Source organism: Clostridiales bacterium (assembly GCA_025757645.1).
GTDB lineage: Bacteria > Bacillota > Clostridia > Oscillospirales > Oscillospiraceae > CAG-103.
The window spans coordinates 1,509,327-1,533,440 of record CP107216.1; the positions used below are offsets into that span (position 1 = coordinate 1,509,327).

21 protein-coding genes and 3 tRNA genes are annotated in these 24,114 nt (G+C 60.0%); 13 read left to right on the forward strand and 11 right to left on the reverse strand.

The window, feature by feature from the left end; all coding sequences use genetic code 11:
• The first annotated feature begins 112 nt into the window (after nucleotides 1-112).
• A complete protein-coding gene (locus tag OGM61_07200; protein ID UYI83646.1) occupies nucleotides 113-1,375 on the forward strand; it encodes a diaminopimelate decarboxylase in 1,263 nt (420 codons plus the stop codon).
• 59 nt (nucleotides 1,376-1,434) lie between these two features.
• Here the strand turns inward: OGM61_07200 and OGM61_07205 are convergent, their stop codons facing one another.
• Both OGM61_07205 and OGM61_07210 read right to left on the reverse strand, forming a co-directional pair.
• Nucleotides 1,435-2,454: an alpha-hydroxy-acid oxidizing protein gene (locus OGM61_07205; protein ID UYI83647.1), complete on the reverse strand. Its 1,020-nt coding sequence runs from the start codon at nucleotides 2,452-2,454 to the stop codon at nucleotides 1,435-1,437.
• A gap of 45 nt (nucleotides 2,455-2,499) precedes the next feature.
• Nucleotides 2,500-3,384, reverse strand: a complete 885-nt coding sequence (locus OGM61_07210; GenBank protein UYI83648.1) for a radical SAM protein — start codon at nucleotides 3,382-3,384, stop codon at nucleotides 2,500-2,502.
• A 223-nt stretch (nucleotides 3,385-3,607) separates the two neighbouring features.
• Between OGM61_07210 and OGM61_07215 the strand changes: the two genes are divergently transcribed.
• The 10 genes from OGM61_07215 to OGM61_07260 all read left to right on the forward strand — a co-directional run bounded on the left by OGM61_07215 (nucleotide 3,608) and on the right by OGM61_07260 (nucleotide 10,975).
• The gene (locus tag OGM61_07215) at nucleotides 3,608-4,084 is read left to right on the forward strand and encodes a tRNA (cytidine(34)-2'-O)-methyltransferase (protein UYI83649.1); all 477 of its coding nucleotides are present in this window, start codon (nucleotides 3,608-3,610) and stop codon (nucleotides 4,082-4,084) included.
• A 48-nt stretch (nucleotides 4,085-4,132) separates the two neighbouring features.
• Nucleotides 4,133-5,326 carry a phosphoglycerate kinase gene (locus OGM61_07220; protein ID UYI83650.1) on the forward strand — a complete coding sequence of 398 codons (1,194 nt, stop codon included), beginning with the start codon at nucleotides 4,133-4,135 and terminating at the stop codon, nucleotides 5,324-5,326.
• Between the two features lie 23 nt (nucleotides 5,327-5,349).
• Nucleotides 5,350-6,132, forward strand: coding sequence for a triose-phosphate isomerase (tpiA, locus tag OGM61_07225; protein ID UYI83651.1), 783 nt, complete (start codon nucleotides 5,350-5,352; stop codon nucleotides 6,130-6,132).
• Nucleotides 6,129-7,652 (forward strand): 2,3-bisphosphoglycerate-independent phosphoglycerate mutase, encoded by a 1,524-nt coding sequence (gpmI, locus tag OGM61_07230; protein ID UYI83652.1) that lies wholly within the window; start codon nucleotides 6,129-6,131, stop codon nucleotides 7,650-7,652. Before tpiA ends, gpmI begins: the two co-directional genes overlap by 4 nt.
• 12 nt (nucleotides 7,653-7,664) lie before the next feature.
• On the forward strand, nucleotides 7,665-8,957 hold the full coding sequence (gene eno, locus OGM61_07235; protein ID UYI83653.1) for a phosphopyruvate hydratase: 1,293 nt from the start codon (nucleotides 7,665-7,667) through the stop codon (nucleotides 8,955-8,957).
• 79 nt (nucleotides 8,958-9,036) lie between these two features.
• On the forward strand, nucleotides 9,037-9,744 hold the full coding sequence (locus OGM61_07240; GenBank protein ID UYI83654.1) for a peptidoglycan DD-metalloendopeptidase family protein: 708 nt from the start codon (nucleotides 9,037-9,039) through the stop codon (nucleotides 9,742-9,744).
• A gap of 87 nt (nucleotides 9,745-9,831) precedes the next feature.
• A tRNA-Met gene (locus OGM61_07245) sits at nucleotides 9,832-9,908 on the forward strand.
• A 32-nt stretch (nucleotides 9,909-9,940) separates the two neighbouring features.
• A tRNA-Glu gene (locus OGM61_07250) sits at nucleotides 9,941-10,015 on the forward strand.
• A gap of 3 nt (nucleotides 10,016-10,018) precedes the next feature.
• Nucleotides 10,019-10,095 (forward strand) — tRNA-Val (locus OGM61_07255).
• 52 nt (nucleotides 10,096-10,147) lie between these two features.
• Nucleotides 10,148-10,975, forward strand: coding sequence for a Cof-type HAD-IIB family hydrolase (locus OGM61_07260; GenBank protein ID UYI83655.1), 828 nt, complete (start codon nucleotides 10,148-10,150; stop codon nucleotides 10,973-10,975).
• Nucleotides 10,976-11,025: 50 nt separating this feature from the next.
• Here the strand turns inward: OGM61_07260 and OGM61_07265 are convergent, their stop codons facing one another.
• Complete coding sequence (locus tag OGM61_07265; protein ID UYI83656.1) at nucleotides 11,026-12,192, reverse strand: PLP-dependent aminotransferase family protein; 1,167 nt, start codon at nucleotides 12,190-12,192, stop codon at nucleotides 11,026-11,028.
• 224 nt (nucleotides 12,193-12,416) lie between these two features.
• Here OGM61_07265 and OGM61_07270 point away from each other — a divergent pair, with 224 nt between their 5' ends.
• On the forward strand, nucleotides 12,417-13,151 hold the full coding sequence (locus OGM61_07270; protein ID UYI83657.1) for a helix-turn-helix domain-containing protein: 735 nt from the start codon (nucleotides 12,417-12,419) through the stop codon (nucleotides 13,149-13,151).
• A gap of 55 nt (nucleotides 13,152-13,206) precedes the next feature.
• Here the strand turns inward: OGM61_07270 and OGM61_07275 are convergent, their stop codons facing one another.
• Nucleotides 13,207-14,313: a CapA family protein gene (locus OGM61_07275; protein UYI83658.1), complete on the reverse strand. Its 1,107-nt coding sequence runs from the start codon at nucleotides 14,311-14,313 to the stop codon at nucleotides 13,207-13,209.
• A gap of 135 nt (nucleotides 14,314-14,448) precedes the next feature.
• Between OGM61_07275 and OGM61_07280 the strand changes: the two genes are divergently transcribed.
• Entirely contained in the window at nucleotides 14,449-15,672 is a 1,224-nt protein-coding gene (locus tag OGM61_07280; protein UYI83659.1) for a class I SAM-dependent rRNA methyltransferase, read from the forward strand.
• Between the two features lie 248 nt (nucleotides 15,673-15,920).
• On the opposite strand, the gene OGM61_07285 is transcribed toward OGM61_07280, so the two are convergent.
• From OGM61_07285 to OGM61_07315, 7 genes are all read right to left on the reverse strand, one after another.
• A complete protein-coding gene (locus OGM61_07285) occupies nucleotides 15,921-18,053 on the reverse strand; it encodes a sodium-translocating pyrophosphatase (protein UYI83660.1) in 2,133 nt (710 codons plus the stop codon).
• 239 nt (nucleotides 18,054-18,292) lie between these two features.
• Nucleotides 18,293-19,087, reverse strand: coding sequence for an acyl-CoA dehydratase activase (locus tag OGM61_07290; protein UYI83661.1), 795 nt, complete (start codon nucleotides 19,085-19,087; stop codon nucleotides 18,293-18,295).
• Nucleotides 19,088-19,136: 49 nt separating this feature from the next.
• On the reverse strand, nucleotides 19,137-19,343 hold the full coding sequence (locus OGM61_07295) for a hypothetical protein (protein ID UYI83662.1): 207 nt from the start codon (nucleotides 19,341-19,343) through the stop codon (nucleotides 19,137-19,139).
• An 18-nt stretch (nucleotides 19,344-19,361) separates the two neighbouring features.
• Complete coding sequence (locus OGM61_07300; protein UYI83663.1) at nucleotides 19,362-20,963, reverse strand: 2-hydroxyacyl-CoA dehydratase family protein; 1,602 nt, start codon at nucleotides 20,961-20,963, stop codon at nucleotides 19,362-19,364.
• A complete protein-coding gene (locus OGM61_07305; protein ID UYI83664.1) occupies nucleotides 20,963-22,150 on the reverse strand; it encodes a 2-hydroxyacyl-CoA dehydratase family protein in 1,188 nt (395 codons plus the stop codon). The genes OGM61_07300 and OGM61_07305 overlap by 1 nt, the downstream gene beginning before the upstream one ends.
• 478 nt (nucleotides 22,151-22,628) lie before the next feature.
• On the reverse strand, nucleotides 22,629-23,447 hold the full coding sequence (locus OGM61_07310) for a GNAT family N-acetyltransferase (GenBank protein ID UYI83665.1): 819 nt from the start codon (nucleotides 23,445-23,447) through the stop codon (nucleotides 22,629-22,631).
• Nucleotides 23,440-24,018, reverse strand: coding sequence for a uracil-DNA glycosylase (locus tag OGM61_07315; protein ID UYI83666.1), 579 nt, complete (start codon nucleotides 24,016-24,018; stop codon nucleotides 23,440-23,442). Before OGM61_07315 ends, OGM61_07310 begins: the two co-directional genes overlap by 8 nt.
• Nucleotides 24,019-24,114 lie beyond the last annotated feature (96 nt).

The window sequence follows — 24,114 nt, forward strand, 5'->3', positions numbered from 1 at the left end:
TGATTTTGCCGCGCATATGCATGGAACGGCGAAAATGTCTTTGCCTTCTTGACACAGCCCCGAGCGGCTTCTAAAATGAGCACAATACTAGGTTTTGCAGGGAGGAAGTCCAATGAAGAAGCCGTTTGTAACAGCGGAGCAGCTTGAGGACATCGCCGCGCGCTATCCCACACCGTTTCACCTCTATGATGCGCAGGGCATCCGCGAGAATGCCCGCCGCCTGAAAGCCGCTTTTTCGTGGAATCCCGGCTACCGGGGATATTTCGCCGTGAAGGCTACGCCGACCCCCGCCATCCTCAAGATCCTGCAGGAGGAGGGCTGCGGCTGCGACTGCTCGTCGCTCACGGAGCTGATGATGGCCGAGCGCATCGGCAGCGTCGGCGAGAACATCATGTTCTCGTCCAACGAGACCCCGGCCGAGGATTACCGCTTGGCGGCAAAGCTCGGCGCAACCATCAACCTCGATGATATTACGCACGTGGACTTTTTGGAAAAGACGATCGGCTATATCCCGAAGCGGATCGGCTGCCGCTTCAATCCGGGCGGCACGTTCTCGCTCGGCGAGTCGCGCGAGGGCTTTCAGGTCATGGACAACCCCGGCGACGCCAAGTACGGCATGACGCGCGAGCAGATCACCGAGGCGTTCCGGATGCTCAAGGCCAGGGGCGCGGAGGAGTTTGGCATCCACGCATTTCTGGCATCCAATACCCTGTCCAATGAATACTATCCCGCGCTGGCGCGCATTCTCTTCCAGCTCGCGGTCGAGCTGCAGCGGGAGACCGGCTGCCATATCGCGTACATCAACCTCTCCGGCGGCGTGGGCATCCCGTATCGGCCGGAGGAATCGGAAAATGGCATTGCCGTCATCGGTGAGGGCGTGCGCAAGGTGTACGAGGAGATCCTCGTCCCGGCCGGCATGGGCGATGTAGCCCTGTGCACGGAGCTCGGCCGCTTCATGCTCGCGCCGTATGGTCATCTCGTGACGCGCGCGATCCATGCCAAGCATATTTACAAGGAGTACATCGGCACGGACGCCTGTGCCTGCGACCTGATGCGCCCGGCCATGTACGGGTCTTACCACCACATCACGGTCATGGGCAAGGAGAATGCGCCCTGTGACCACAAGTATGACATTGTCGGCGGCCTGTGCGAGAACAACGACAAGTTCGCCGTCGACCGCATGCTGCCGCGCATCGACATCGGCGATCTGCTGGTCATTCACGATGCCGGCGCGCACGGCCTCGCCATGGGCTATAACTACAACGGCAAGCTTCGCTGCGCGGAGGTGCTGCTGCAGCCGGACGGCTCTACGCGCCTGATCCGCCGCGCCGAGACGCCGGAGGATTACTTCGCCACCATGATCTGGGACGATTGAAAAAGAAAAGATCCGGGGACGGCTGTCCCCGGATCTTTTTTTCGTTAGCTGTATGTAGGTCACATCACGCGCACGCAGTCGCGCGTGATCTCGTCGAGCGTGTGCACGCCGCACATGGCCATCGTGTCGCGCAGCTCGCTGCCAATCTTTTCAATGTAGGTTGCCACGCCCTGCGCGCCGTCGCCGTAGACCATCGGCACGAACGGGCGGCCGATGAGCACAGCGTCCGCGCCGAGCGCCAGCGCCTTGAACACGTCCGTGCCGGTGCGGATGCCGCCGTCGACGAAGATCTTCATGCTGCTGCCGACGGCATCGGCGATCTCCGGCAGCACCTCGGCGCTGGCCGGCGTCTGGCCGAGCACGCGGCCGCCGTGATTGGACACGATGATCGCCGCCGCGCCCGCCTCTGCGGCCTTCTGCGCGCCGCGCACGGTCATGACGCCCTTGACGATGAACGGCATACCCGCGTAGCGGATGATCTCCGCCAGTTCCTGCACGGATTTGCTGCCGGCCGGCGGCGTCATATTTTTCAGGAAGGGGAGGCCCGCACCGTCAATGTCCATGGCGACGGCCTTGCAGCCGCTGGTCCTGGCCAGATCGAGCTTTTCAAAGACCAGTTCCTGGTTCCACGGCTTGATCGTCGGCACGCCGACGCCGCCCGCGGTGCGGATGGCTTCCATCGCGCCCTGGAACACGGCGGCGTCCACACCGTCGCCGGTGAAGGCGGCGATGCCGCTGTCGGCGCAGGCGTTGACGAGAATGCTGTTATACTCGCGGTCGGTGTACTTTTCGCCGTAGTGCAGCTTCATCGCGCCGAGCGGAGCCGCGAAAAACGGGTAGCGGTACATGGTGCCGAACAGCTCCACGGCCGTATCGACGGGTTCGTTCGGGCAGATGGTGTCCATGTTGACGCAGATCTTCTGCCAGGCGTCAAAGTTGCGGATAAAGCCGCTGCCGGGCGCTTTGGCGCCGGGACCGGGGACCTGGTTGCCGCAGGCTTTGCCGTTGCAGACCGGGCAGGCTTTGCAGTACGGCCCGATGCAGGTACGTGCGCTGTCAAGAATCTCTTTGTACTCCATGAGGGTACCTCCGTATATCTTTTTCTGTATTGAAAGAGTCGTGGTTCAAACGCCGGTGCCGTCAAACGCCGGGATCATGTCGCCGGTCGCGGCATCGAGATCCTGATAAAAGCCGTCGGTGATCTGGCTGTCGATCAGGTACTGGTACATTTCTTCGTTTAGCTCCGGGGAGATGGGATGCTGCAGCTCCGGCCACTGCGCCAGATCGCCGACGGGTGTGTACTGGCTCATGAGGCTGAAAAGCACTTGGCCGGGTGCAAATGTCTGCCCGACCCAGTCGATGACGCGGCGGGTGTTTTCCCCCTGCTGCGGCAGGATAAGATGCCGTATGAGCACGCCGCGCTGCAGCATGCCGTCCTCGTCGAGCCGGAACGGACCGGTCTGGCGGTACATCTCCAGAATGGCGGCGCGCGCGACCTGCGGATAGTCCGCCGCGGCGGAGTAGCGCGCGGCCGGCTCCGACAGGGCGTATTTCAGGTCCGGCAGGTATACCTGCACGAGCCCGTCGAGCATACGCAGTGTCTCGACGCATTCGTAGCCGGAGCTGTTCCACACGACCGGGATGCCGAGCTCCAGCCCGGAGAGCGCCTCGGCGATCTGCCGCGTGTAGTGACTCGGCGTGACGAGGTTGATGTTGTGCACGCCCTCATCGCGCAGACGCAAAAAAATGCCGCGAAGCTGCGCGACGGTGATCTCTTTTCCGTGCTCTCCGCGGCTGATGGTGCGGTTCTGGCAGAATACGCACCGCAGGTTGCAGCCCGAGAAGAACACCGCGCCGCTGCCGCGTGTGCCGGAAATGCATGGTTCCTCGCCGAAGTGCGGCGCGGCCCGCGCCACGACCGGCGCGTCCGGCACGGCGCAAAAGCCGAATTGTCCGCCTGCGCGGTCGACGCCGCAGCCGCGCGGACAGATGGAGCAAAGTTGTGTCATAATGCCTCCCGCGCATGGGGTCTTGCGCGAAATCTATGGATTCTGTGGATATTATAAAGTTTTTTCATCCATTTCGCAACCATCTTCGGCATGTTTCATGAAAAGTTCAGAAATCCAGTGCGTTCCTGTGGTAGCTTTATTTAAAAGGGAGATTGCAAAAAAAGCGGCTTCGGGATAAAATAATAGACGTCAAAATAGAAAAAATATGTAAGAGGAAAGCACTATGGTAGACATCGTTTTGGTTGAGCCGGAGATCCCGAACAATACCGGCGCCATCGCCCGCACCTGTGCCTGCACGGGTTCGCGGCTGCATCTGGTCAAACCGCTCGGGTTTGACATTTCCGACCGCGCGGTCAAGCGCGCCGGACTTGATTACTGGCATCTGGTCGATATCTCGGTCTATGAGAACATCGACGAGTATTTTGCTAAAAACGGCGATGAGAATCTCTGGCTGCTCACGACGAAGGCAAGCGTGAGCTATGTGGACGCCGACCTCTCGACCCCGAACGTGACGCTCATGTTCGGCAAAGAGACGCAGGGCCTGCCGGAGTGGCTGCGCGAGCGCTATGCCGACCATTGCCTGCGCATCCCCATGCGCGCGGAGGCGCGCAGCCTGAATCTGTCCAATACTGCGGCGATCCTGTGCTATGAAGCGCTGCGCCAGCAGAACATGCTCGGGCAGATCGATCTGAATGTCTGAATACCATATCACACGCCTGTGTGAAATCACAAAACAGGAGGAAGCAAGATGAACTACAACAAAATGACCGTCAGGGACGTCCCGCTTTCCGGAAAAAAGGTGCTCCTGCGCTGCGACTTCAATGTCCCGCAGGACAAAACGACCGGCGAGATCACGAGCGATAAGCGCATCGTGGCCGCGCTGCCGACCATCCGCTATCTGCTTGACAACGGCGCTGCCGTGATCGCCTGCTCGCACCTCGGCAAGCCGAAGGGCACGTGGAAAGAGAGCCTCACGCTCGCTCCTGTGGCCAAGCGCCTGTCGGAGCTGCTGGGCATGGAAGTCATCTTCGCCAAGGACATCATCGGCGAGGACGCCAAGGCCAAGGCGGCCGCGCTTCAGCCGGGCCAGCTCCTGCTGCTGGAGAACCTGCGCTTCGATCCCCGCGAGGAGAAAAACGATCCCGAATTCGCTAGGGAGCTTGCCTCGATGGCGGAGCTCTATGTCTCCGATGCGTTCGGCACGGTGCACCGTGCGCACGCTTCCACCGCCGGTGTCGCGGCGTATCTGCCCGCGTATGCCGGACTGCTGATCGAGAAAGAGCTGTCCGTCATGGGCAAGGCGCTCGAGGATCCGAAGCGCCCGTTTGTGGCCATCCTCGGCGGTGCAAAGGTGTCCGATAAGATCGGCGTCATCAACAACCTGCTCGAAAAGGCCGACACGATCATCATCGGCGGCGGCATGGCCTATACGTTTATCAAGGCGCAGGGCGGCGAGATCGGCACGTCCCTGCTCGAGGCAGACAAGATGGACTATGCGCTTGAGATGATCCAGAAGGCGAAGGACCGCGGCGTGAAGCTGCTGCTCCCGGTGGACACCATGGCCGGCGATCAGTTTGCCGCCGACTGTGCGCGCAAGGTTGTGCCGACCAATGCTATCCCGGCCGACTGGATGGGCCTGGATATCGGCCCGGAAACCATCAAATTGTTCACGAAGGCCGTCAAGGGTGCCGGTACGGTCGTCTGGAACGGCCCGATGGGCGTGTTTGAGTTCCCGGCCTTTGCCGCCGGCACGGAAGCCATTGCGGCGGCGCTGGCAGAGTCCGGCGCGGTGACGATCGTCGGCGGCGGTGACTCGGCCGCTGCGGTTGAGAAGCTCGGCTTTGCCGATAAAATGACGCACATTTCCACCGGCGGCGGCGCTTCGCTGGAGTTCCTGGAAGGTAAGGAGCTGCCGGGCGTTGCGTGCCTGCTGGATAAGTAAGTCGCAGAAAGGAATCATTGGATATGAATTTGAAAGAGAGAAAAGCAATCATCGCCGGCAACTGGAAGCTCAATAAGCGCGTGGCCGAGATCCCGGCCTTCACGCAGGAGCTGCAGGCGAATCTTCCCGCCGAGCGCTGCTGTGACGTGGTCATCTGCGCGCCGTATCCGCTCATTGCCGCGCTGGAGACGGCAGGGCAGGGCTGCCACCTCGGCGTCGGCGCGCAGGATGTGTCCGAGCACCAGCACGGCGCATTCACCGGCGAGGTGTCTGCCGAGCAGCTCAGCGACCTCGGCGCGCAGTACTGCATCGTCGGCCACAGCGAGCGCCGCAGCTACCACGGCGAGACCGACCTGCAGGTCAATGCCAAGACGAAGATCCTGCTCGACGACAGCATCACGCCGATCATCTGCGTCGGCGAGAGTCTTGCGCAGCGCGAGCATGATCTGACCGAGACGTATGTCGCCTATCAGGTCGCAGCGGCCTTCTCCGGCCTCACGGCCGAGCAGGCCATGCACTGCGTCATCGCCTATGAGCCCCTGTGGGCCATCGGCACCGGCAACACCGCTACGAGCGCGCAGGCGCAGGAAGTCTGTGCGTCGATTCGCGCCACGCTCGGCAAGCTCTATGACCTCGAAACGGCCAAGACGATCAGCATCCTTTACGGCGGCTCCATGAACGCGGGCAACGCGGCCGAGCTGCTGGCCCAGCCGGATATCGACGGCGGCCTGATCGGCGGCGCGTCACTCAAGCCGGTCGATTTCTCGAAGATCGTCGCCGCGACGGCGCAGGGAGCCTGCGAATGAGCAACGGGAAAGTCGCACTCATCATTCTCGATGGCTACGGCATCGGCGAGCCGAACGACGGCAACGCCATTTACATGGCCCAAACGCCGGTCATGGACGGCCTCCTGCAGCGCTGGCCGCACACGAAGCTGTCCGCTTCGGGGCTGGACGTCGGCCTGCCGGACGGGCAGATGGGCAACAGCGAAGTCGGCCACACGAACATCGGCTCCGGCCGCGTCGTGTTTCAGGATCTGCCGCGCATTACGAAAGCCATTGAGGATGGGACATTCTTTGAAAATCCGGTCTATGCAGCAGCACTGGACAACGCAGCAAACGGCAAGGCCCTGCATATCCTCGGCCTTCTGTCTGACGGCGGTGTGCACAGCCACATCCGGCACATCTTTGCCATGGTGAAAATGGCGCACGACCGCGGCATCGGGCGCGTGTACCTGCACTGCTTCCTCGACGGACGCGATGTTGCGCCCACGAGCGGCGCGGGCTATGTCCGGCAGCTGCGTGACTACTGCGCCGAACTCGGCACCGGAATGATCGCAACGCTGCAGGGCCGCTTCTACGGCATGGACCGCGACAAGCGCTGGGATCGCATCGAGGCCAGCTACAACGCCATGGTCTGCGGCGAGGGCATACAGGATCCCGACCCCGTTCATGCGATGGAGGCCAGCTACGCCGCCGGTGTGACGGATGAATTCGTCAAGCCCGTTGTCTGCGACCCGAACGGGCGCATTCAGTCCGGCGACAGCGTTATCTTCATGAATTTCCGTCCCGACCGCGCGCGCGAAATGACCTATGCGCTCACGCAGCCGGACTTTGACGGCTTCCGGCGCAAGATCGTTGCGGAGCATCTGCACTATGTCTGCACGACGCGCTACGATGAGAAGCTCACCGGCCTCCCGGTCGCGTTTCCGCCCGAGGAGCTGCACGATACGCTCGGCGAGATCGTCAGCGCCCACGGCCTGCGCCAGCTGCGCATCGCGGAGACGGAGAAATATGCGCACGTCACGTTCTTCTTCAACGGCGGTACGGAGACACAGTACCCCGGCGAGGACCGCGTGCTCATCCCGTCGCCGCGCGAGTATCCGACCTATGACCTCATCCCCGAGATGAGCGCTTTCAAGATCAAGGATGAGCTGGTCCGGCGCATCCGCACCGGTACATATGACATGATCGTCTGCAACTTCGCCAACTGCGACATGGTCGGCCACACCGGCGTGATGCCGGCCGCCATTCAGGCGGTCGCGTGCGTGGATCGCTGCCTCGGCGAGGTCGTCGCGGCGGCGCAGGAGATGGGCTACACGCTGCTCGTTACCGCGGACCACGGCAACGCCGACCGCATGGTCGAGCCGGACGGTTCGCCCAACACGGCGCACACAACGAATCTCGTGCCGCTGGTGCTCGTCGGCAGCGATCTGCCGCTGCGCCCGCACGGCCGCCTTTCCGATATCGCACCCACGATGCTCGAACTTATGCACATCGAGCCCAAACCCGCAATGACAGGCGAGAGCCTTATCGAAAAATCATAAAGGAGTATGAACATGAAGGATTATTTTGAAATTGTGGACGTCAGCGCCAGAGAGATTCTCGACTCCCGCGGCAATCCGACCGTGGAAGTGGAGGTCACGCTCGACGACGGCACCGTCGGCCGTGCGGCCGTTCCGTCCGGTGCTTCCACCGGCATCTACGAGGCCTGCGAGCTGCGCGACGGCGATAAGAGCCGTTACCTCGGCAAGGGCGTGCTCAAAGCCGTGGAGAACGTGAACGTCGAGATCGCCGAGGCGCTGCAGGGCATGAACGTGCTCGACCAGACCTCGATCGACAAGCTCCTCATTGAGCTCGACGGCACGCCGAACAAGACCCGCCTCGGCGCCAACGCCATCCTCGGCGTGTCCCTCGCGTGCGCGAAGGCCGGCTCGCTGGCGACCGGCCAGAGCCTGTATAACTACATCGGCGGCTGCAACGCCAAGACCCTCCCGGTGCCGATGATGAACGTGCTCAACGGCGGCGCACACGCCACCGGCAGCAACGTCGATATTCAGGAGTTCATGATCATGCCCGTCGGCGCCAAGAGCTTCTCCGAGGCGCTGCGCATGTGCTCGGAAGTGTTCCACGTGCTCAAGAAGGTCGTTCCGGCCTCCGGCGTGGGCGATGAGGGCGGCTACGCGCCGAATCTCGACAGCGACGAGGACGCGCTCAAGGCGCTCGTCAAGGCCATCGAGCTGGCCGGCTACAAGCCGTATGACGATTTCATGATCGCTATCGACAGCGCCTGCTCCGAGTGGTTCAACGCCGAGGACGGCTGCTATCATCTGCCGAAGCGCGGCATCGTCATGACCCGCGAACAGATGGTCGACATGTACGCCGACTTCGTGGAGAAGTACCCGATCATCTCCCTGGAGGACGGCATGGCCGAGGACGACTGGGAAGGCTGGAAAATGCTCATGGATCGCCTCGGCAAGAAGATCCAGCTCGTAGGCGACGATCTGTTCGTCACGAACGTCCAGCGCATCAAAAAGGGCATCGAGCTCGGCGCAGCCAACGCGGTGCTCATCAAGCTCAACCAGATCGGCACGCTGACCGAGACGCTCGACGCCATCCAGATGGCGCACCGCGCCGGCTGGACGGCCGTCGTCTCGCACCGCTCCGGCGAGACCGAGGACACCACGATTGCGGACATCTCCGTTGCCGTCAACGCCGGCCAGATCAAGACCGGTGCGCCGAGCCGCACGGACCGCGTGGCGAAGTACAACCAGCTCCTGCGCATCGAAGACGAGCTGTTTGACGTGGCGCAGTACCCCGGCAAGGACGCATTCTTCAGCATCAAAAAGTAATTTTCCCCAACCGGTATAAAAGGTGTTTGCGTGGGTGACAATACCCATGCAAACACCTTTTTTCTTGGAGGGAAACACGATGGAACCGAACAAGGACAAAAAACCGGAGAAGAGATCCGTACGCTTCATCGAAGGCAAGGGCTTCTACATAGCCCTCGTCCTGTGCGCAGCGGTGATCGGCGTTTCCGCCTGGTCACTGCTGTCGGGTACGAAGACTATGGACAGCGAACACGATCAGAACACGTTGCTGGAAGTGACGCCTGCGCCGACGATCCCTGCGCCGGAGACGGCGGAACCCACACCGGAGATGACACCGGAGATGACACCGGAGCCGGAAATTCCGGCCGAGGACGCCGCTGAGACGGCGGCGCAGGACAAGTATGTCTGGCCGGTAGACGGCGCTGTGCTGCGGCCGTATGCCATGACGGCGCTGACCTACGACGAGACCATGTCGGACTGGCGCACGCATGACGGCATTGACATCGAGGCCAAATACGGCACAGTTGTCTCGGCCATGGCGTCCGGCACGGTCACGAAGGTGTATTATGACGATCTGTATGGCACGACTGTTGTGACCGAGCGGGAGGACGGCCTGCGGTGCACGTACGCCAACCTGGAAACGATCCCGACGGTAAATGTCGGCGATCAGGTTTCCGTAGGGGATACCATCGGCTCGGTCGGCGATTCCGCCGGCTGCGAGTCGGCACAGGAGAGCCACCTGCATCTGTCGGTCGCGGCCTCCGGTCAGAGCGTGTCGCCGCTTGACTATCTGCCGCAAAAAAATTAAAAATTCGCCGCAAAACTTATTGACAACAGGAGCATTGTTTGGTACAATGCTCCTTGCGTCTGGCAGTTGGCGAGGCGCGAACAACATGGCGGCATAGCTCAGTTGGCCAGAGCATTCGGTTCATACCCGAAGTGTCCCCGGTTCGAATCCAGGTGCCGCTACCAGGGGGATGCTGCACCCGCAGCATCCCATCTTAGGCCCGTTGGTCAAGTGGTTAAGACACCGCCCTTTCACGGCGGTAACATGGGTTCGAGTCCCGTACGGGTCACCATTTGGAGGCTTAGCTCAGCTGGTTAGAGCGCATGCTTCACACGCATGAGGTCGATGGTTCGAGCCCATTAGTCTCCACCAGCAAAATCCTGTGTTCTTTGAACACAGGATTTTCTTGTTTCAGGAGGTGCTTATGAAGCTGATCGCTTTGGATCTGGACGGGACCCTGCTCAATTCGGGCAAGGTCGTTTCAGAAAGAAATGCCGCTGCGCTTTCGCTTGCAGCCGCGCAGGGGAACGTGATCGCTCCAGCGACCGGGCGCGCCCTGCGGGCGATCCCGGAGCAGGTGATGGCGTTTCCGTTCGTGCACTATGCCATTACGATCAATGGCGCGAAAGTGTCGGATACGCGCACCGGACAAGCGGTCCTGCGCGCGGAGATCGCGCTCGATACCTGCCTGCGCCTGCTCGATTTTGTCGGACGTTATGACGCGATGTATGACTGCTATTGGAATGACACCGGTTGGGTCGATCGGTCGTTTCTGGAGCGGGTGCGCTACTATAATTCCGATGAGGAAGTGGTCACGCTCCTGCGGACCACCCGCGCACCGGTGGATGATCTGAAGGCGTTCCTGCGTGAAAACGGCCAGCCGGTGCAGAAGGTGCAGCTCTGCTTTCGGGATATGGCCGAGCGCGAGACGGCCCGGGCAGAGATCGCGGCGGCGTTCCCGGAGATCCTGGTCACGTCGTCCTTCCGCAACAATCTGGAACTCAACGCCGCCGACGCGGACAAGGGCAGGGCGCTGCTCGCGCTCGCGCAGCATCTGGGCATTCCGGCCGCAGACACCATTGCCTTCGGCGACAGCTCCAACGATCTGCGCATGCTGCGCGCTGCCGGCACGAGCGTTGCCATGGGCAATGCCGCGCCCGAGGTGCGCGCGGTCTGCGGCTGCGTGACCGATACCAACGATCACGACGGCGTGGCGGCGTTTCTTTATGCGCACGTTCTGCACGGAAAATGAGATAAAAAAAGACCGCGTTCCGAAGAACGCGGTCTTTTCCATGCAGGAAATTACTTCTTGAGGTTGGCCTTGATGACCTCGCCCAGAATGGTCATGCCCTTTTCGATCTTCTCTTCGGGCATGCAGGAGTAGTTCAGGCGGATGCAGTTATTGTGGCCGGCGTCCGGGAAGAAGCCGTCGCCCGGAACGTACGCGACGTTGCGCGCCAGGCACTGCTTTGCCATCTCGTTGGTGTTGATGTACTCCGGCAGCTCGACCCAGGTGAACAGGCCGCCGTTGGGGTGGGTGAACTTCGCCTCAGGCGGGAACTCGCGCTCCATGGTCGCCATCATGACGTCACGGCGCTTGCGGTAGCACTCTTTGATGGTGGCAACGTGCTCGTCGAGGTCGAACATGTCGATGAACTTGGAGACAACGAGCTGCGCCTCGGTGGAAGCCTGCAGAGACGCGGCCTGCGCGAGGAAGTTGTACTTCTGGAGGATCTCGCCGTCGGCGCAGACCCAGCCCAGACGGTAGCCGGGCGCCAGGATCTTGGAGAAGGTGCCCAGGAAAACAACGAGGCCCTTGGTGTCCATGCTCTTGAGCGCGGGCAGGTACTCGCCTTCAAAGCGGAGCTCGCCATAGGGGTTATCCTCAACGACGGGGATCTCGTACTTATTGATGATGTCCATGAACTGCTTGCGGCGCTCGAGCGGCCAGGTGCGGCCGGACGGGTTCTGGAAGTCGGGGATGACGTAGATCATCTTGACGTTCTCGGTCGTGGCGAGCACTTTCTCAAGCTCTTCCATGATCATGCCGTCGCCGTCGGTGGGGATGGCGACAAAGTTCGGCTCGCAGGCCTTGAAAGCATTCAGGGCGCCGAGGTAGGACGGGCTCTCAATGATGACGACATCGCCCTTGTCGCAGAAAACACGTGCCGAGTAATCCAGACCCTGCTGAGAGCCGGAGGTCACGAGAATGTTGTCCGCGCTGGTCTTGATGTTGAGCTTCGCTTCCATGCGATCGGCGATCTGCTGACGGAAGTGCTCAAAGCCGTTGGTGCTGGAGTACTGGAGCGCGACTCTGCCCTGCTCATCGAGGACAGCGTCGGTCGCGGCCTTGATTTTGTAAACGGGGAAGAGCTCGGGCGCGGGCATGCCGCCGGCAAACGAGAGCACTTCCGGCTTGTTGGCCAGAGCGAGGAGCTCACGGATCGCGGAACCCTTCAGCTGACTCATTCTGCTGGAAAACTGTACCATTTCTAAATTTCCTCCTTATTTTGCAGGTAATGATGAACAAAATCATCTATTACTTCTCATCATATTTAAGCACATTTTCATAGCAAAGTAAACCGTTTCCACGAATTCCGGCGAAAATTTTCGTTTTCATAATTTACACGGTTGTTTTTATTTCTTGACATAGAACGAGAAATTCGATATGATGAGGCAAAGGGGTGTTCAGCATGATCGGAACCACGCTCAAAAAACTGCTGGATGAACGCGAGATCAAGGTCAACGAGTTTGCGCGGCAGATCCATGTGCCCGCGCAGACGCTCTACAGTATCATCCGGCGCGACAATATGAAGATCGATTTTGAACTGCTGCTGCGTATCTGCGATGCGTTGCATGTCCCGCTGGAGACATTCTGCGGCACCGGCAGCACCGACCAGCCGACGCCCGAGGAGTGGGAGACGCTCTGGAAGCTGCGCCGTCTGGATGCGCACGGCCGGCTCGTGACGCTGCAGCTGCTGGATGCCGAGTGCGCGCGCATGCAGGCTTCCGAGCAGCAGCCGGAGCAGCAGAAGATCATCCCGCTGTATATGACACCGGCCGCAGCCGGCTATGCCTCGCCGGCCTTCGGGGACGACTATGAGGATTATGCCGTCGCGGCGGATTCGGAGGCGGATTTCGCGGTGCGCATCACCGGCGACAGTATGGAGCCGTACATCCATGACGATTCCATCGTGCTCGTCAAACGCGGCGCCACGATCTACGATGGGGACATCGGTCTGTTTTTCGTGGACGGCGATATGAAGTGCAAGCAGTACTGCCAGGACTACCTCGGCAATGTGTATCTGTTCTCCCTCAACCGTGCGCGCAAGGATGCGGATGTGACGATCAGCGCCTCATCCGGCATTACCATCTGCTGTTTTGGCAAGGTGCTGCTCAAGGGCAAGATCCCGCTGCCGCAGGACTGAAAAAGTAACGGCCATCCGCCGATCGGCGGATGGCCGTTTTGCATACTTTTATGTATCAGCGGTACATGAACGAGTAGTCCACGCTCAGGTCGCTGCCGGTCCAGGAGCCGTCGAGCTTGCCGAGTGCACGCGCATAGCCCTCTTCGTCCTCTTTGTACGGGCGCGGGCGGTAGTCATTCTTGCCGTCCGTGCTCGACAGACGGCAGGGGATGAGATCGTAACCGTCGACGGCCCAGCTGTCGCCGTCTTTTTTTACAGTCACCTGTGCGATCGCCGTGTCCACGTCGCGCGGAGCGGTGTTGCCGCCGAAGCTGAAGTTGCCGAGACTGTAGAAGATATAGCCGCCGTTGTAGGCTTCCATCTTCTGCAGGACATGCGGGTGCGTGCCGAAAACGATGTGCGCGCCCGCGTCAATGGCCGCGTGCGCAAAGGATTCCTGATTTGCAGTCACCTTGTAGCTGCCCTCCGTGCCCCAGTGCGGGGCGAAGATCAGAATGTCCGCGCCGGCTTCCTTGAGTTTCTGGATCCCGGTGGTGATGTTGCTTTTGCTCAGGCCGGTCCACCCCGGACAGTAGATGCCGATCTTCAGTCCATGCTCGGTCGTGATCACCTTGGATTCTCCGGCGGCTGCCCACGGAACGCCAACAGCGTCGAGCGCGGCCTTTGTGTCCGCGACGCCTTTGGCGCCGAAGTCGTCCGTGTGGTTGTTGCCGAGTGTGACGCATTCCACGCTGCCCTGCACCAGGATATCCGCATAGGACGACGGGCCGCGGAAATAGAACAGGGAAGAGGACTTGAGCTTTTCATCCGAAAACGTGCACTCGAGGTTTGCAAGGGTGAATTCGTCCTGATCCAGGTAGTCTACCACGCCGGAAAATGGCCAGGACGTCCCGTTTTTATCAATATAGCTGTCAAAATCGCGCCCGGTCTGGATCGAGGCAAGCGTGCAGTCGCCGACCATGGAGATGACAAACGTGTCCGGCTCCTTTGGCTTGTCGGCGTTTTGCACTGGACGCGGCGTACCGGCTGCACTGCCGCGGTCAGGCATTGTGATGGGGTCCTTCGCCAGAACGTCGCAGGTCATGATTGCGACCCAGACGCCGAGCCCGATGGCGATTACGAGCACAACGATCAGAAAAATACCGGATTTGGAGAGCTTCATGGCGTCACCTTTTCAAAACAGACTAATGTTAATATTATAAACGACCGGTCGGAAAATGTAAATATCGCATTTCGCTCTTGTCCGCGCGGCGTGTTCGGGGTACAATAGGGCGATTACATTGGGAGTGACGATGCCATGGAACGAAATTATCCGAAAATTCAGATCACGGACAAGGCAGCGCGCAGCCTGCGCAGCGGCCACCCGTGGGTCTATGCAGACGAAGTGCTGCAGGCAGACGCTGCCTGCGTCGACGGGCAGATCGTGGATGTGACCACGCGCAGCGGCCACTGGCTCGGCGTCGGGTTTTATAACAGCGCGTCCAAGATCCGCGTGCGCGTGCTCTCGCGCAACGCGAATGATCGCTTTGACGAGGCATTCTGGGCGCGGCGCATTCGGTACGCGGTCGATTACCGCCGCACGGTCATTGGGCAGAATTTCGACAACTGCCGCCTGATTTTCGGCGAGGCGGACGGTTTCCCGGGGCTGACGGTCGATCGCTTCGGCCAGATCCTGGTCGCACAGGTGCTCTCGCTGGGCATGGAGCTGCGAAAGCAGCAGCTATTCGCGCTCCTGCTGCAGACGCTGCACGCAGACGGTGCGCAGATCGACGCGATCTACGAGCGCAATGATGTCAAGCTCCGGCAGAAAGAAGGCATGGAACAGGGGACAGGCTTTGTGACGCTCGACGGTCTTCGGACGGATCTGGACGGACACGTGACGATCCGGGAAAACGGCATCCTGTACGACGTGGATTATATCCATGGACAGAAAACCGGGTTTTTCCTCGATCAGAAGTATAACCGCCGCGCAGCAGCGCAGCTCGCACAGGGCAAGCATGTGCTCGACTGCTTCACGCACACCGGGGCTTTCGGGCTCAACTGCGCAGCGGCAGGCGCGGCATCCGTCTTGTCGGTGGATGTATCGGAAGATGCGCTCACGACCGCGCGGCACAATGCAGCGCTCAACGGCCTGCAGGATCGCGTGGAGTATCTCTGCGCCGATGTGTTCGATCTGCTCACGAAGCTGGCCGAGCAAAAGCGCGGGGCATATGATTATATCATCCTTGACCCGCCGGCCTTCACCAAGAGCAGCGCGACCGTGGCGAACGCCATCCGCGGCTATAAGGAGATCAATCTCAAAGCCATGCGCATCCTGCCGCGCGGCGGCTATCTGGCCACGTGCTCGTGCTCGCACTTCATGACGGACGATCGTTTCCGCGCCATGCTGGCGGACGCCGCCAAGGACGCGCAGGTCTCCCTGCGGCAGATCGAGGCACGGCAGCAGGGGCCGGATCATCCGATCCTCTGGAACGTGCCGGAGACGGATTATTTGAAGTTCTATCTGTTTCAGATCGTATGACACAGGCGAAAAAAGCCTCGCAGAGTTTGCCGCCCGCAGGCGGCAAAGCATTGCAATCATTTCCTCTCGAGACATGTGCGTGAGAGAAAATGCTTCTCAGGCTGCAAGTGTGGAATTTGTGTGCAACCGGCACACAAATTATGCGCGCAGCAGACTGCAAGCCCTTTGTCGGAAAAACCCGGAGAGTTTTTCCGACAGGCTCAAAAAGCCCGTTGGCAAACTGCCAACGGGCTTTTCCATATCTGGATTTACAGCACGTTCATGAGGTTGAACGCAATGATCAGGCCAGCAAACACGATGGAGACCGTGGAGCAGAGCTTGATGAGGATGTTCAGGGACGGGCCGGAAGTATCCTTGAACGGGTCGCCGACAGTATCGCCAACGACAGCCGCCTTGTGCTGGGGGCTGCCCTTGCCGCCGTGGTTGCCGCGCTCGATATACTTCTTTGCGTTATCCCAGGCGCCGCCTGCGTTGGACATGAACACGGCCATTGCAAAGCCAGTGACGGACACGCCGCCGAGCAGGCCGACAACGCCGGTGGGTCCAAGGATCAGGCCGGTGACGATCGGGACGACAACAGCCAGCAGCGCCGGAGCGACCATCTCATGCAGAGCGCCCTTGGTGCACAGGCTGACGCAGGCCGCGTAATCCGGGTCTGCCTTGTAGTCCATGATGCCGACGATCTCGCGGAACTGACGGCGCACTTCCACGACGATGGACTGCGCAGCGGTCTGCACAGCGCTCATGGTCAGTGCGGAGAAAACGAAGGTAAGCATCGCGCCGATGAACAGGCCGACCAGAACGGACGGGCTCGTCAGCGTGAAGTTGAGGGTCTCGGGCGTGCGGGTCTGCACGATGTTGACGTAGGACACGAGCAGCGCCAGAGCGGTCAGGGAAGCAGAGCCGATCGCAAAGCCCTTGCCGGTGGCAGCAGTGGTGTTGCCAAGGGAATCGAGGGCGTCGGTGCGGTCGCGAACTTCTTCCGGCAGGCCGGACATCTCGGCAATGCCGCCGGCGTTGTCGGCCACGGGGCCGTAAGCGTCGGTCGCAAGGGTGATGCCGAGGGTGGAGAGCATGCCGACAGCGGCAATGCCGATGCCGTACAGGCCCTGGTTGAACTCAGCAGTGAACGCACCGCTGGCATCGATGATCGTGGTGGTGCCGCCTGCGCAGAAGTAGCTGAGCAGGATGGCGACGGAGACAATCAGAATGGAAGCCATGGTCGACTTCAGGCCCAGGGAGATACCGCCGATGATGATCGTAGCGGAGCCGGTCTCGGAAGCCGCGGCCAGCTGCTGGGTGGGCTTGTAGTTGTCAGAGGTGTAGTACTCGGTGAAGTAGCCGATGGCGCAGCCGCCGATGAGGCCGCAGAGGATGGCGACGTAAACGCCCCAGCAGTGCTGCTCGGGTCCGAGAATGAGGTAGGACAGGGGCAGGGCGAGCACAGCGGAGAGGGCAGCAGCCGTGTAGGTGCCGGTGCGCAGGCTCTTGAGCAGGGACATCTGGGTAGCGTCTTCCTTCGTCTTGATGAGGAAGGAGCCAATCAGCGAGCAGACAATGCCGCAGACAGCCAGCGCAACGGGCAGCAGCATGCCGCTCCAGCCATAGTTGGCGGCGGCGCTCAGCGCGAAGGTGGCAAGGATGGAGCCGACATAGGACTCGTACAGGTCAGCGCCCATACCGGCAACGTCGCCGACGTTATCGCCGACGTTGTCCGCGATGGTCGCGGGGTTACGCGGGTCATCTTCCGGAATACCGGCTTCGACTTTACCGACGAGGTCGGCGCCGACGTCAGCAGCCTTGGTGTAGATACCGCCGCCGACACGGGCAAACAGCGCCATGAAGGAAGCGCCCATGCCGTTCATGACCATGATGTTGGCAAGCACGGTGGGATCGGTGATCTTGCCAATGTAGCGCAGGCCGATAAACCAGAGCGTGATGTCCAGAATGCCGAGGCCGACAACCGTGAAGCCCATGACCGTGCCGGAAGAGAAGGCAACGTTCAGGCCGTGGTTCAGGCTCTCATGCGCGGCATTGGCCGTGCGGGCATTGGCGGCAGTGGCGATCTTCATGCCGATCAGGCCAGCGAGCATCGACCAGATGCCACCGGTCAGGAACGCAAACGGCGTCACTCTGGAAAGCATCTGGCCCTTGGAAGCAAAGGCGATGATCAGCAGGATGACAAATACGACTGCAAACACTTTTGCAACAGTGGAATACTGCTGCTTCAGGTAGGCGTTGGCACCGGCGCGGATCGAAGAAGCGATCTTGACCATCTTCTCGTCGCCTTCAGAGCACTTCATAACTTTGCACTTCTGCAGGTAGGCGAAAATCAGGGCGAGCGCGGCTCCGACGAAGCCGATCCAGAATAGGTTATCCATGGTTTTCCTCACTCCTAATATTTTGGGCTTTGGCCGGCGTGCTCTCTTCCATACGCCGGTCAACTGTCTTGATGACGTACATATATTAAACTAATCTGATCGTAAAAGCAAATACTTCTTGCAAAAACGATGAATTTTTTTATATTTTTTTCGCATAAACCGTGCACTTTGCGCTCTGGCAAAAAAAGAAGAGGGAGAACCGGGTGGTTCTCCCTCTTTTGGGGTAATCTCAGAAGCGATTACTTCTTGGCGAGACCCTTCTGGCGAGCGTACTCGGCAGCACCCAGAGCGCCCATCAGCTGCGGGTCGGTCTTCAGCTCAACGACTTTGAACTTCAGCACGTGCTCGATGGCCTGCTTCAGGCCGGCGTTCTTCGCGCAGCCGCCCGTCAGCGTGATGCTGTCGGTGGCGCCGGCCTTCTTGGCCATGACGAAGCAGCGCTTGGCGACGGCCATCTCGATGCCGGCGGCGATCTCGTCGGTCGGCTTGCCTTCGCCCACGAGGGTGATGACTTCGGACTCCGCGAAAACGGTGCACTGCGCCGTGATCGGGATGACGTTCTTCGCCGTCAGGGACAGGTTCGAGAATTCCGGCAGGCTCATCTCGAAGGAGCGGGCCATGGCCTCGAAGAAGCGGCCGGTACCGGCGGAGCACTTATCGTTCATCGCGAAGCTCTTGACCGTGCCGTCGGTGTCGATGCTGATGCCCTTGACGTCCTGGCCGCCGATATCGATGATGGCGCGGACTTCCGGATTCGTGACGTGCACGCCCATGGCGTGGCAGGAGATCTCGGAGATGTTCTCGTCGGCGAACGGGACCTTGTTGCGGCCGTAGCCGGTGCCGATGAGGTAAGCGAGCTCCTTGGAGTCCTTCAGGCCGACCTTGCCGCAGACTTCTTCCATCGCCGCGATCGCGGACTGCTCCGCATTGATCTTGCTGCGGATCGTCGTGTCGGCGCACATTTTGCCGTTCTCGTCGAGAATAACTGCCTTCGTGTAGGTGGAACCTACGTCGCATCCGCCAAAGTATTTCATAGTATTACTTCTCCTCCTGTTATATCTATGTTTTTAGATTATAAGGTGATCAGACGTTGTACTCGTAGTTCGGCTTGTTCATCTCATACGGCATCTTGGTCATGTCGCGGCGCGGCATGTTGTCGTAATGCTTTTTGAGGGTAGGCTCGACCACGTAGAACAGCAGCTTGCCGTCGAGGTCAAAGAAGAAAACGGCAAACAGCGCGGCGTTGACGCCAAGCGCCATGAGAAGAGCTTTCAGAATTTTTGCTTTCATTTCGTTTCCTCCTTCTAATTACCAAGTCATGGAGTCGTCGAACTCGAGCAGGGTCGGGTCGAGGGCTTCCTCGTGCATGACGGTTGTCATGTAGTCGTTGATGATCTGACGGATCTCCATGCGGGACACGGTGCGGCTGTCAGGCAGCGCGTGCGGCATCCAGATAGCATGGATGTTTCTATCACGGAACTCGTCCTCGAACAGGCCGTGCACACCCTGCATGCCCTTGCACTGCAGCTGATCGTACATCATGACCATGTCGCAGTTGAACTCCTCCATGTACTTCCAGCACTCAAAGATGTGGTGCAGGCCGCCGACGGCCATACGGCGCATCGGAGCCCACATGTGATACTGTGCCATGTCGTCCAGGCAGTGGTCATAGCTGTCGGTGCGGATGGTCATGTTGAACATCAGAGAGTCCATGTTCATGACGGTGTTCAGACCCCAGCAGTTATACGCCCAGGTGCACCAGTTGGAGTAGTACAGCGGCGCGCAGGACCATGCCAGCACTCTGTGGCGGGTCTCCGGGAAGCTGTTGATCTTCTTTTTGACGCACTTATTGAGGATCTTGCGGACGTGGCCGTCGACCTCATGCCAGACCGGCAGATCGCCGAACTGAGACTGGTAGATACGGTACAGAGCCTGCGCAACGCCGTTGACCGGGTAGTAGTTGGTCTTGGCGGCGACATCCCACTTCTCCCACTCGAACTTCATCAGCTCGTTCTGGGACTCGATGCACTTGACCAGGGAATTCCAGTCAAACGGGATGCCGGTCTGCTCTTCGACAAACTTCCAGCACTGCTCGATCTCGTCGCGGCAATGCTTCTTGAGCAGCGGATCGTCAAACTGCATCGGCTGCGGCATGGCGAACAGCGGCTTGTCGAGGAACCAGTCCTGCAGGATGGAGGTGGCGACGGAAGCGTCGCAGGCCTCGTTGGAGGTGACAACGATCGGCGCGTAATCGGGCATGTCGTCGAGGACGAACAGGCCGGCTTCCGCCTGGCACATCGGGCACGGATCGCCCGGCAGGCCGATGGACTGCACCGCGTCGATGTAGTTGAGAACGGTGTGGCTGTTGACGTGGCAGGTGACGAAGTACGGGATCATCTCCATCGGGACGTTCGTCAGCTTGCCGTGCCAGGGATAGAACACGCCGCCCCAGACGGTCTCGTTGTGGGCAACGTTGTGATGCCATCTGTAGTTCTTCTTGCCGCCGCGGAGGTTGGCGTCGGAGGAGAACATGCGCTGGAACTGGAAGATGGTCGCGTTGACCATGCCGCGGTAGTGCCACGCGGAGGCCTTCAGGCCCTCGCCACGCATGCCTTCCATGCCGCGGTCGAACCAGTGCAGAACCGGCAGGTAGGTCTGGCCGACCCAGCGGTAGCGCCACACGCCCTTGGCAAAGTTGATAAGGCCGCCGTAGCGGACAACGTCCATGACCATGTGCGCGTAGTTGTACAGCCAGATGTTATAGAAGTAGTACATGGTGTCGGGGAAGCCACGCCACTCTCTGTGCTTGTACAGACCGGTCTTGTCAATGTAGAGATCGCCCAGACGGCGCTCCTGATGGGGCTTGCCGTACCAGAAATCATGGGCAAGTGCTTTCATATCGTATTTCATTATTTGCCCTCCTGAATCTTCTTGATTTCGATGCTCTCGACGAAGGCCTGGAAGCGGGTACGCAGCTGGCCGGAGGCGCCGTTGATGTATTCCTTTTCGATGGAGCAGACCGGGTAGCCAAAGTCACGCGGCATGACGATGGTGTCGATCGTGCGCTCGTAGCTCCAGTATTCGCAGAACTTGTTGGAGGCAACGATGATACCGTCAGCCTTGTATTCCTTGGCGAGGTCGGCCAGACGCTGCTTGCGCTCGCGCATGATATCCTGCGGCATGAAGCGCGGGCAGTTGCTGGTCTCGAGATAGTGGCGGGCGATCGCGGTCAGCGGCTTCTCGCCGTCCTTGACCACGATGGGAGCGCGGGACTCCACAGCACCGTAGCAGTGACGGTCGCAGACGACTTCGGCGCCACAGCCTTCGATCAGCTTGGTGAACTCGGGGTCGTCGTTCTCGGAGCCGGCCAGAACGACCTTGCAGCGGAATGGACTCTTCTTGTCGGGCTTGCGGGTCTTGAGCTCTTTGGCCGTTTCCTTGAGCATCGGGAGGATCAGTTCCTTCGGGCAGACCAGCGAGCAGAGCTGGATGACCTGGAACTCATAGCCCGTGATGGTCGGGTTATCGAGCTTGCGGTAATCGCCGATCTCGTTGATGACCGCGCTGATCTCGTTGTGCAGGTCAATGGCCTTCATGAGGGCCTCGTCGGAGATGTCGATGCCGAATTTCTCGTGCAGCGGATCGAGGACGTGGGCCTGCAGCTGGCCTTCATAATGCTCGATGCTGTTCTGGTTTCTCTTGAACGGCACGTCGGTGAACGTCACGAAGAAGTCCGGATTCTGGATGACGTCCATGTAGCCAAGGTGCTCCTGGAAGCGGCAGGTGACCGTGCAGGTCTCGGTGCCGAAATCAGCGTCCAGGAAGTTGTAGCCGCCTTCGAGCGCACGCTCGAAGAGGCTGCGGCCGTAATGGCAGGTACGGCTGGACATGTAATATGTAGCCATGTCCGGAGAAGTGCATTTCGGCGCTCTCAGACGGACTGCAAAGCAGCCGGGCAGGTCAAGCAGAACTTCCGGCATGAAGTAGCAGGTGTAACCCAGTGCTCTCTTGCCGTCTGCCTTTCCTTGCCGGACCAACTCGTTGTTGGCCTCCTGGAGCAGGTTTTCAAATGCGATCAGGTGTTTCAAGTCTCTCATGTGCAAGCCCCCTTAAAATTTTTCGCATTCAACAACAGACTTTGTATGATTTGACATTCCGGTTTATGAAAACCCGACAAAAATGCTTGGATATATGCGCGATTCCCAGACAGCTTTGCCGATGTGGATATCTACTCATACACCTGAAGTATAGCGGATTTGTTGTTAATTGTCAAACAAAATATCCGCCCGAAGGGGATTTCTTTTGTTCAAAATTTTGCTGTTTTTCAATGATTTTTTCACATTATTTGTGGAATTTGTTCAGTAACCGGACACGCTTCCGCGTGGTGTCCGAAAAGAAATATTTTTTCCCGCAAAAACAAAACAGCGCAGAAGAACACTTCTGCGCTGTTTCGCTTTGTTTTGTTGAGGGGGTGAGGATAAAATGAAATCGGATTGCTTGCTTCGATAGAGAATGTTACCGGGACAATATTACAGAAGCAAGGCAAAAAGTATTTCTAATTTATGAAACTTTCACTCAGTCCAGATAAAGTCCCCAGAGCACATCCGAAGCCGCACAGGAAAGCGGGCGGTAAGCAGCCAGCGCCTGTGCGCCGTCGGGCCGCTGAACACACAGCTGCGCCTCCTGTGCGCCGAAGCCTGCAAGCAGTGCCTGAACGGCCGGCAAAACGTCCGTACCCAGCAGCTCCTTTATGAGCAGCTGCGCCCCGTCCCGCTCCGCAACGGCACACCCGCTGGCGATGCGCACCAGCGCGCCGCCGCACAGATCGCAGAGATCTGCCTGAAATGCCAGCAGCGCAGCAGACAGCTCCACGTGCGCGCGGCCGCGCAGTGCCTGCTCCCGCAATGCGGCGTACTCCTGCGCGCTGACCCGCTCGATGACCGGCGGGCACTGCATATCCGGCGCACGTGCGATGCGCAGCCGCGCACCGCGGGCAGTCTGTGTGGTACCCATGACCGACCGATACCATGCGTACAGGGATGCTTCTGCCGGGAGCGTATAGAGCACGCAGCCGTTCGCGTCCGCTTCGGCGGCAAAGCGGCGCATCAGTGCCGACGCATAGCCGTGTCCCTGCTGCGCCGGATCGGTAGAGACCGCATAGACATAGGCGCAGGGGAGAGCGGTCCCGTCAGCCGTATGCAGCCGGCCGCCCAGCAGATGCGCTGCCGTGACAACAGTTCCGTTCATCTCAACGACCCAGGCGGCCGCTTGCGGCGGAAAGCGATGATAAAATGCGCCGATCAGCTCCGGCGGATCGCCGTAGGCGGTCTGCCAGAGCTGGGTCAGCACCGGCAGGTCGGCCGCGGCTGCGCGGCGGATGCGTGCGTCAGGCATCGGGGTACACCTCCGGGCAGCGCGTATAGATCTCCCGCTGCAGCGCTTTGAGATCGACGAACGTCTCCGGCCGCTTGCTCGGGTCGCGCAGCAGGGCGGAGGGGTGATAGATCGCCATACAGCGCCGGCCATTGACATCAAACCACTGCCCATGCTCGCGCGTGATGCGAAACGGGTCTTTGATGAGTGCGGTCGCAGCGATCCGGCCGAGGCAGACGATGATCGCCGGGTCGACGAGCGCGATCTGCCGCTGCAGCCATTCGCCGCAGCATTTCTGCTCCACGAACTGCGGGTCACGGTTGTGCGGCGGGCGGCACTTGACGATGTTGGCGATGTAGACCTTCGTCCGGTCGAGATAGATCATTTCGAGCATATCATCGAGCAGCTTGCCGGCCGGCCCGACAAACGGCAGCCCCTGCAGGTCTTCCTGTTCGCCGGGGCCTTCGCCGATGAGCATGATGCGCGCATCCTCGGCGCCGTCACCGAATACGAGGTGATGCCGCGTCTCACCGAGACCGCAGCGCCGGCACTGCGCGCACTCCTGCTTGAGTTCTTTCCAGGCTTCGTTCATGCGCTCTGGCTCCTTTTCCCTTGGATGAACCGGCTTTTTGCGGCCGGTTCGGCAAAAAATATATTGTAATGTAGCGTCAAACGTATTATAATACCC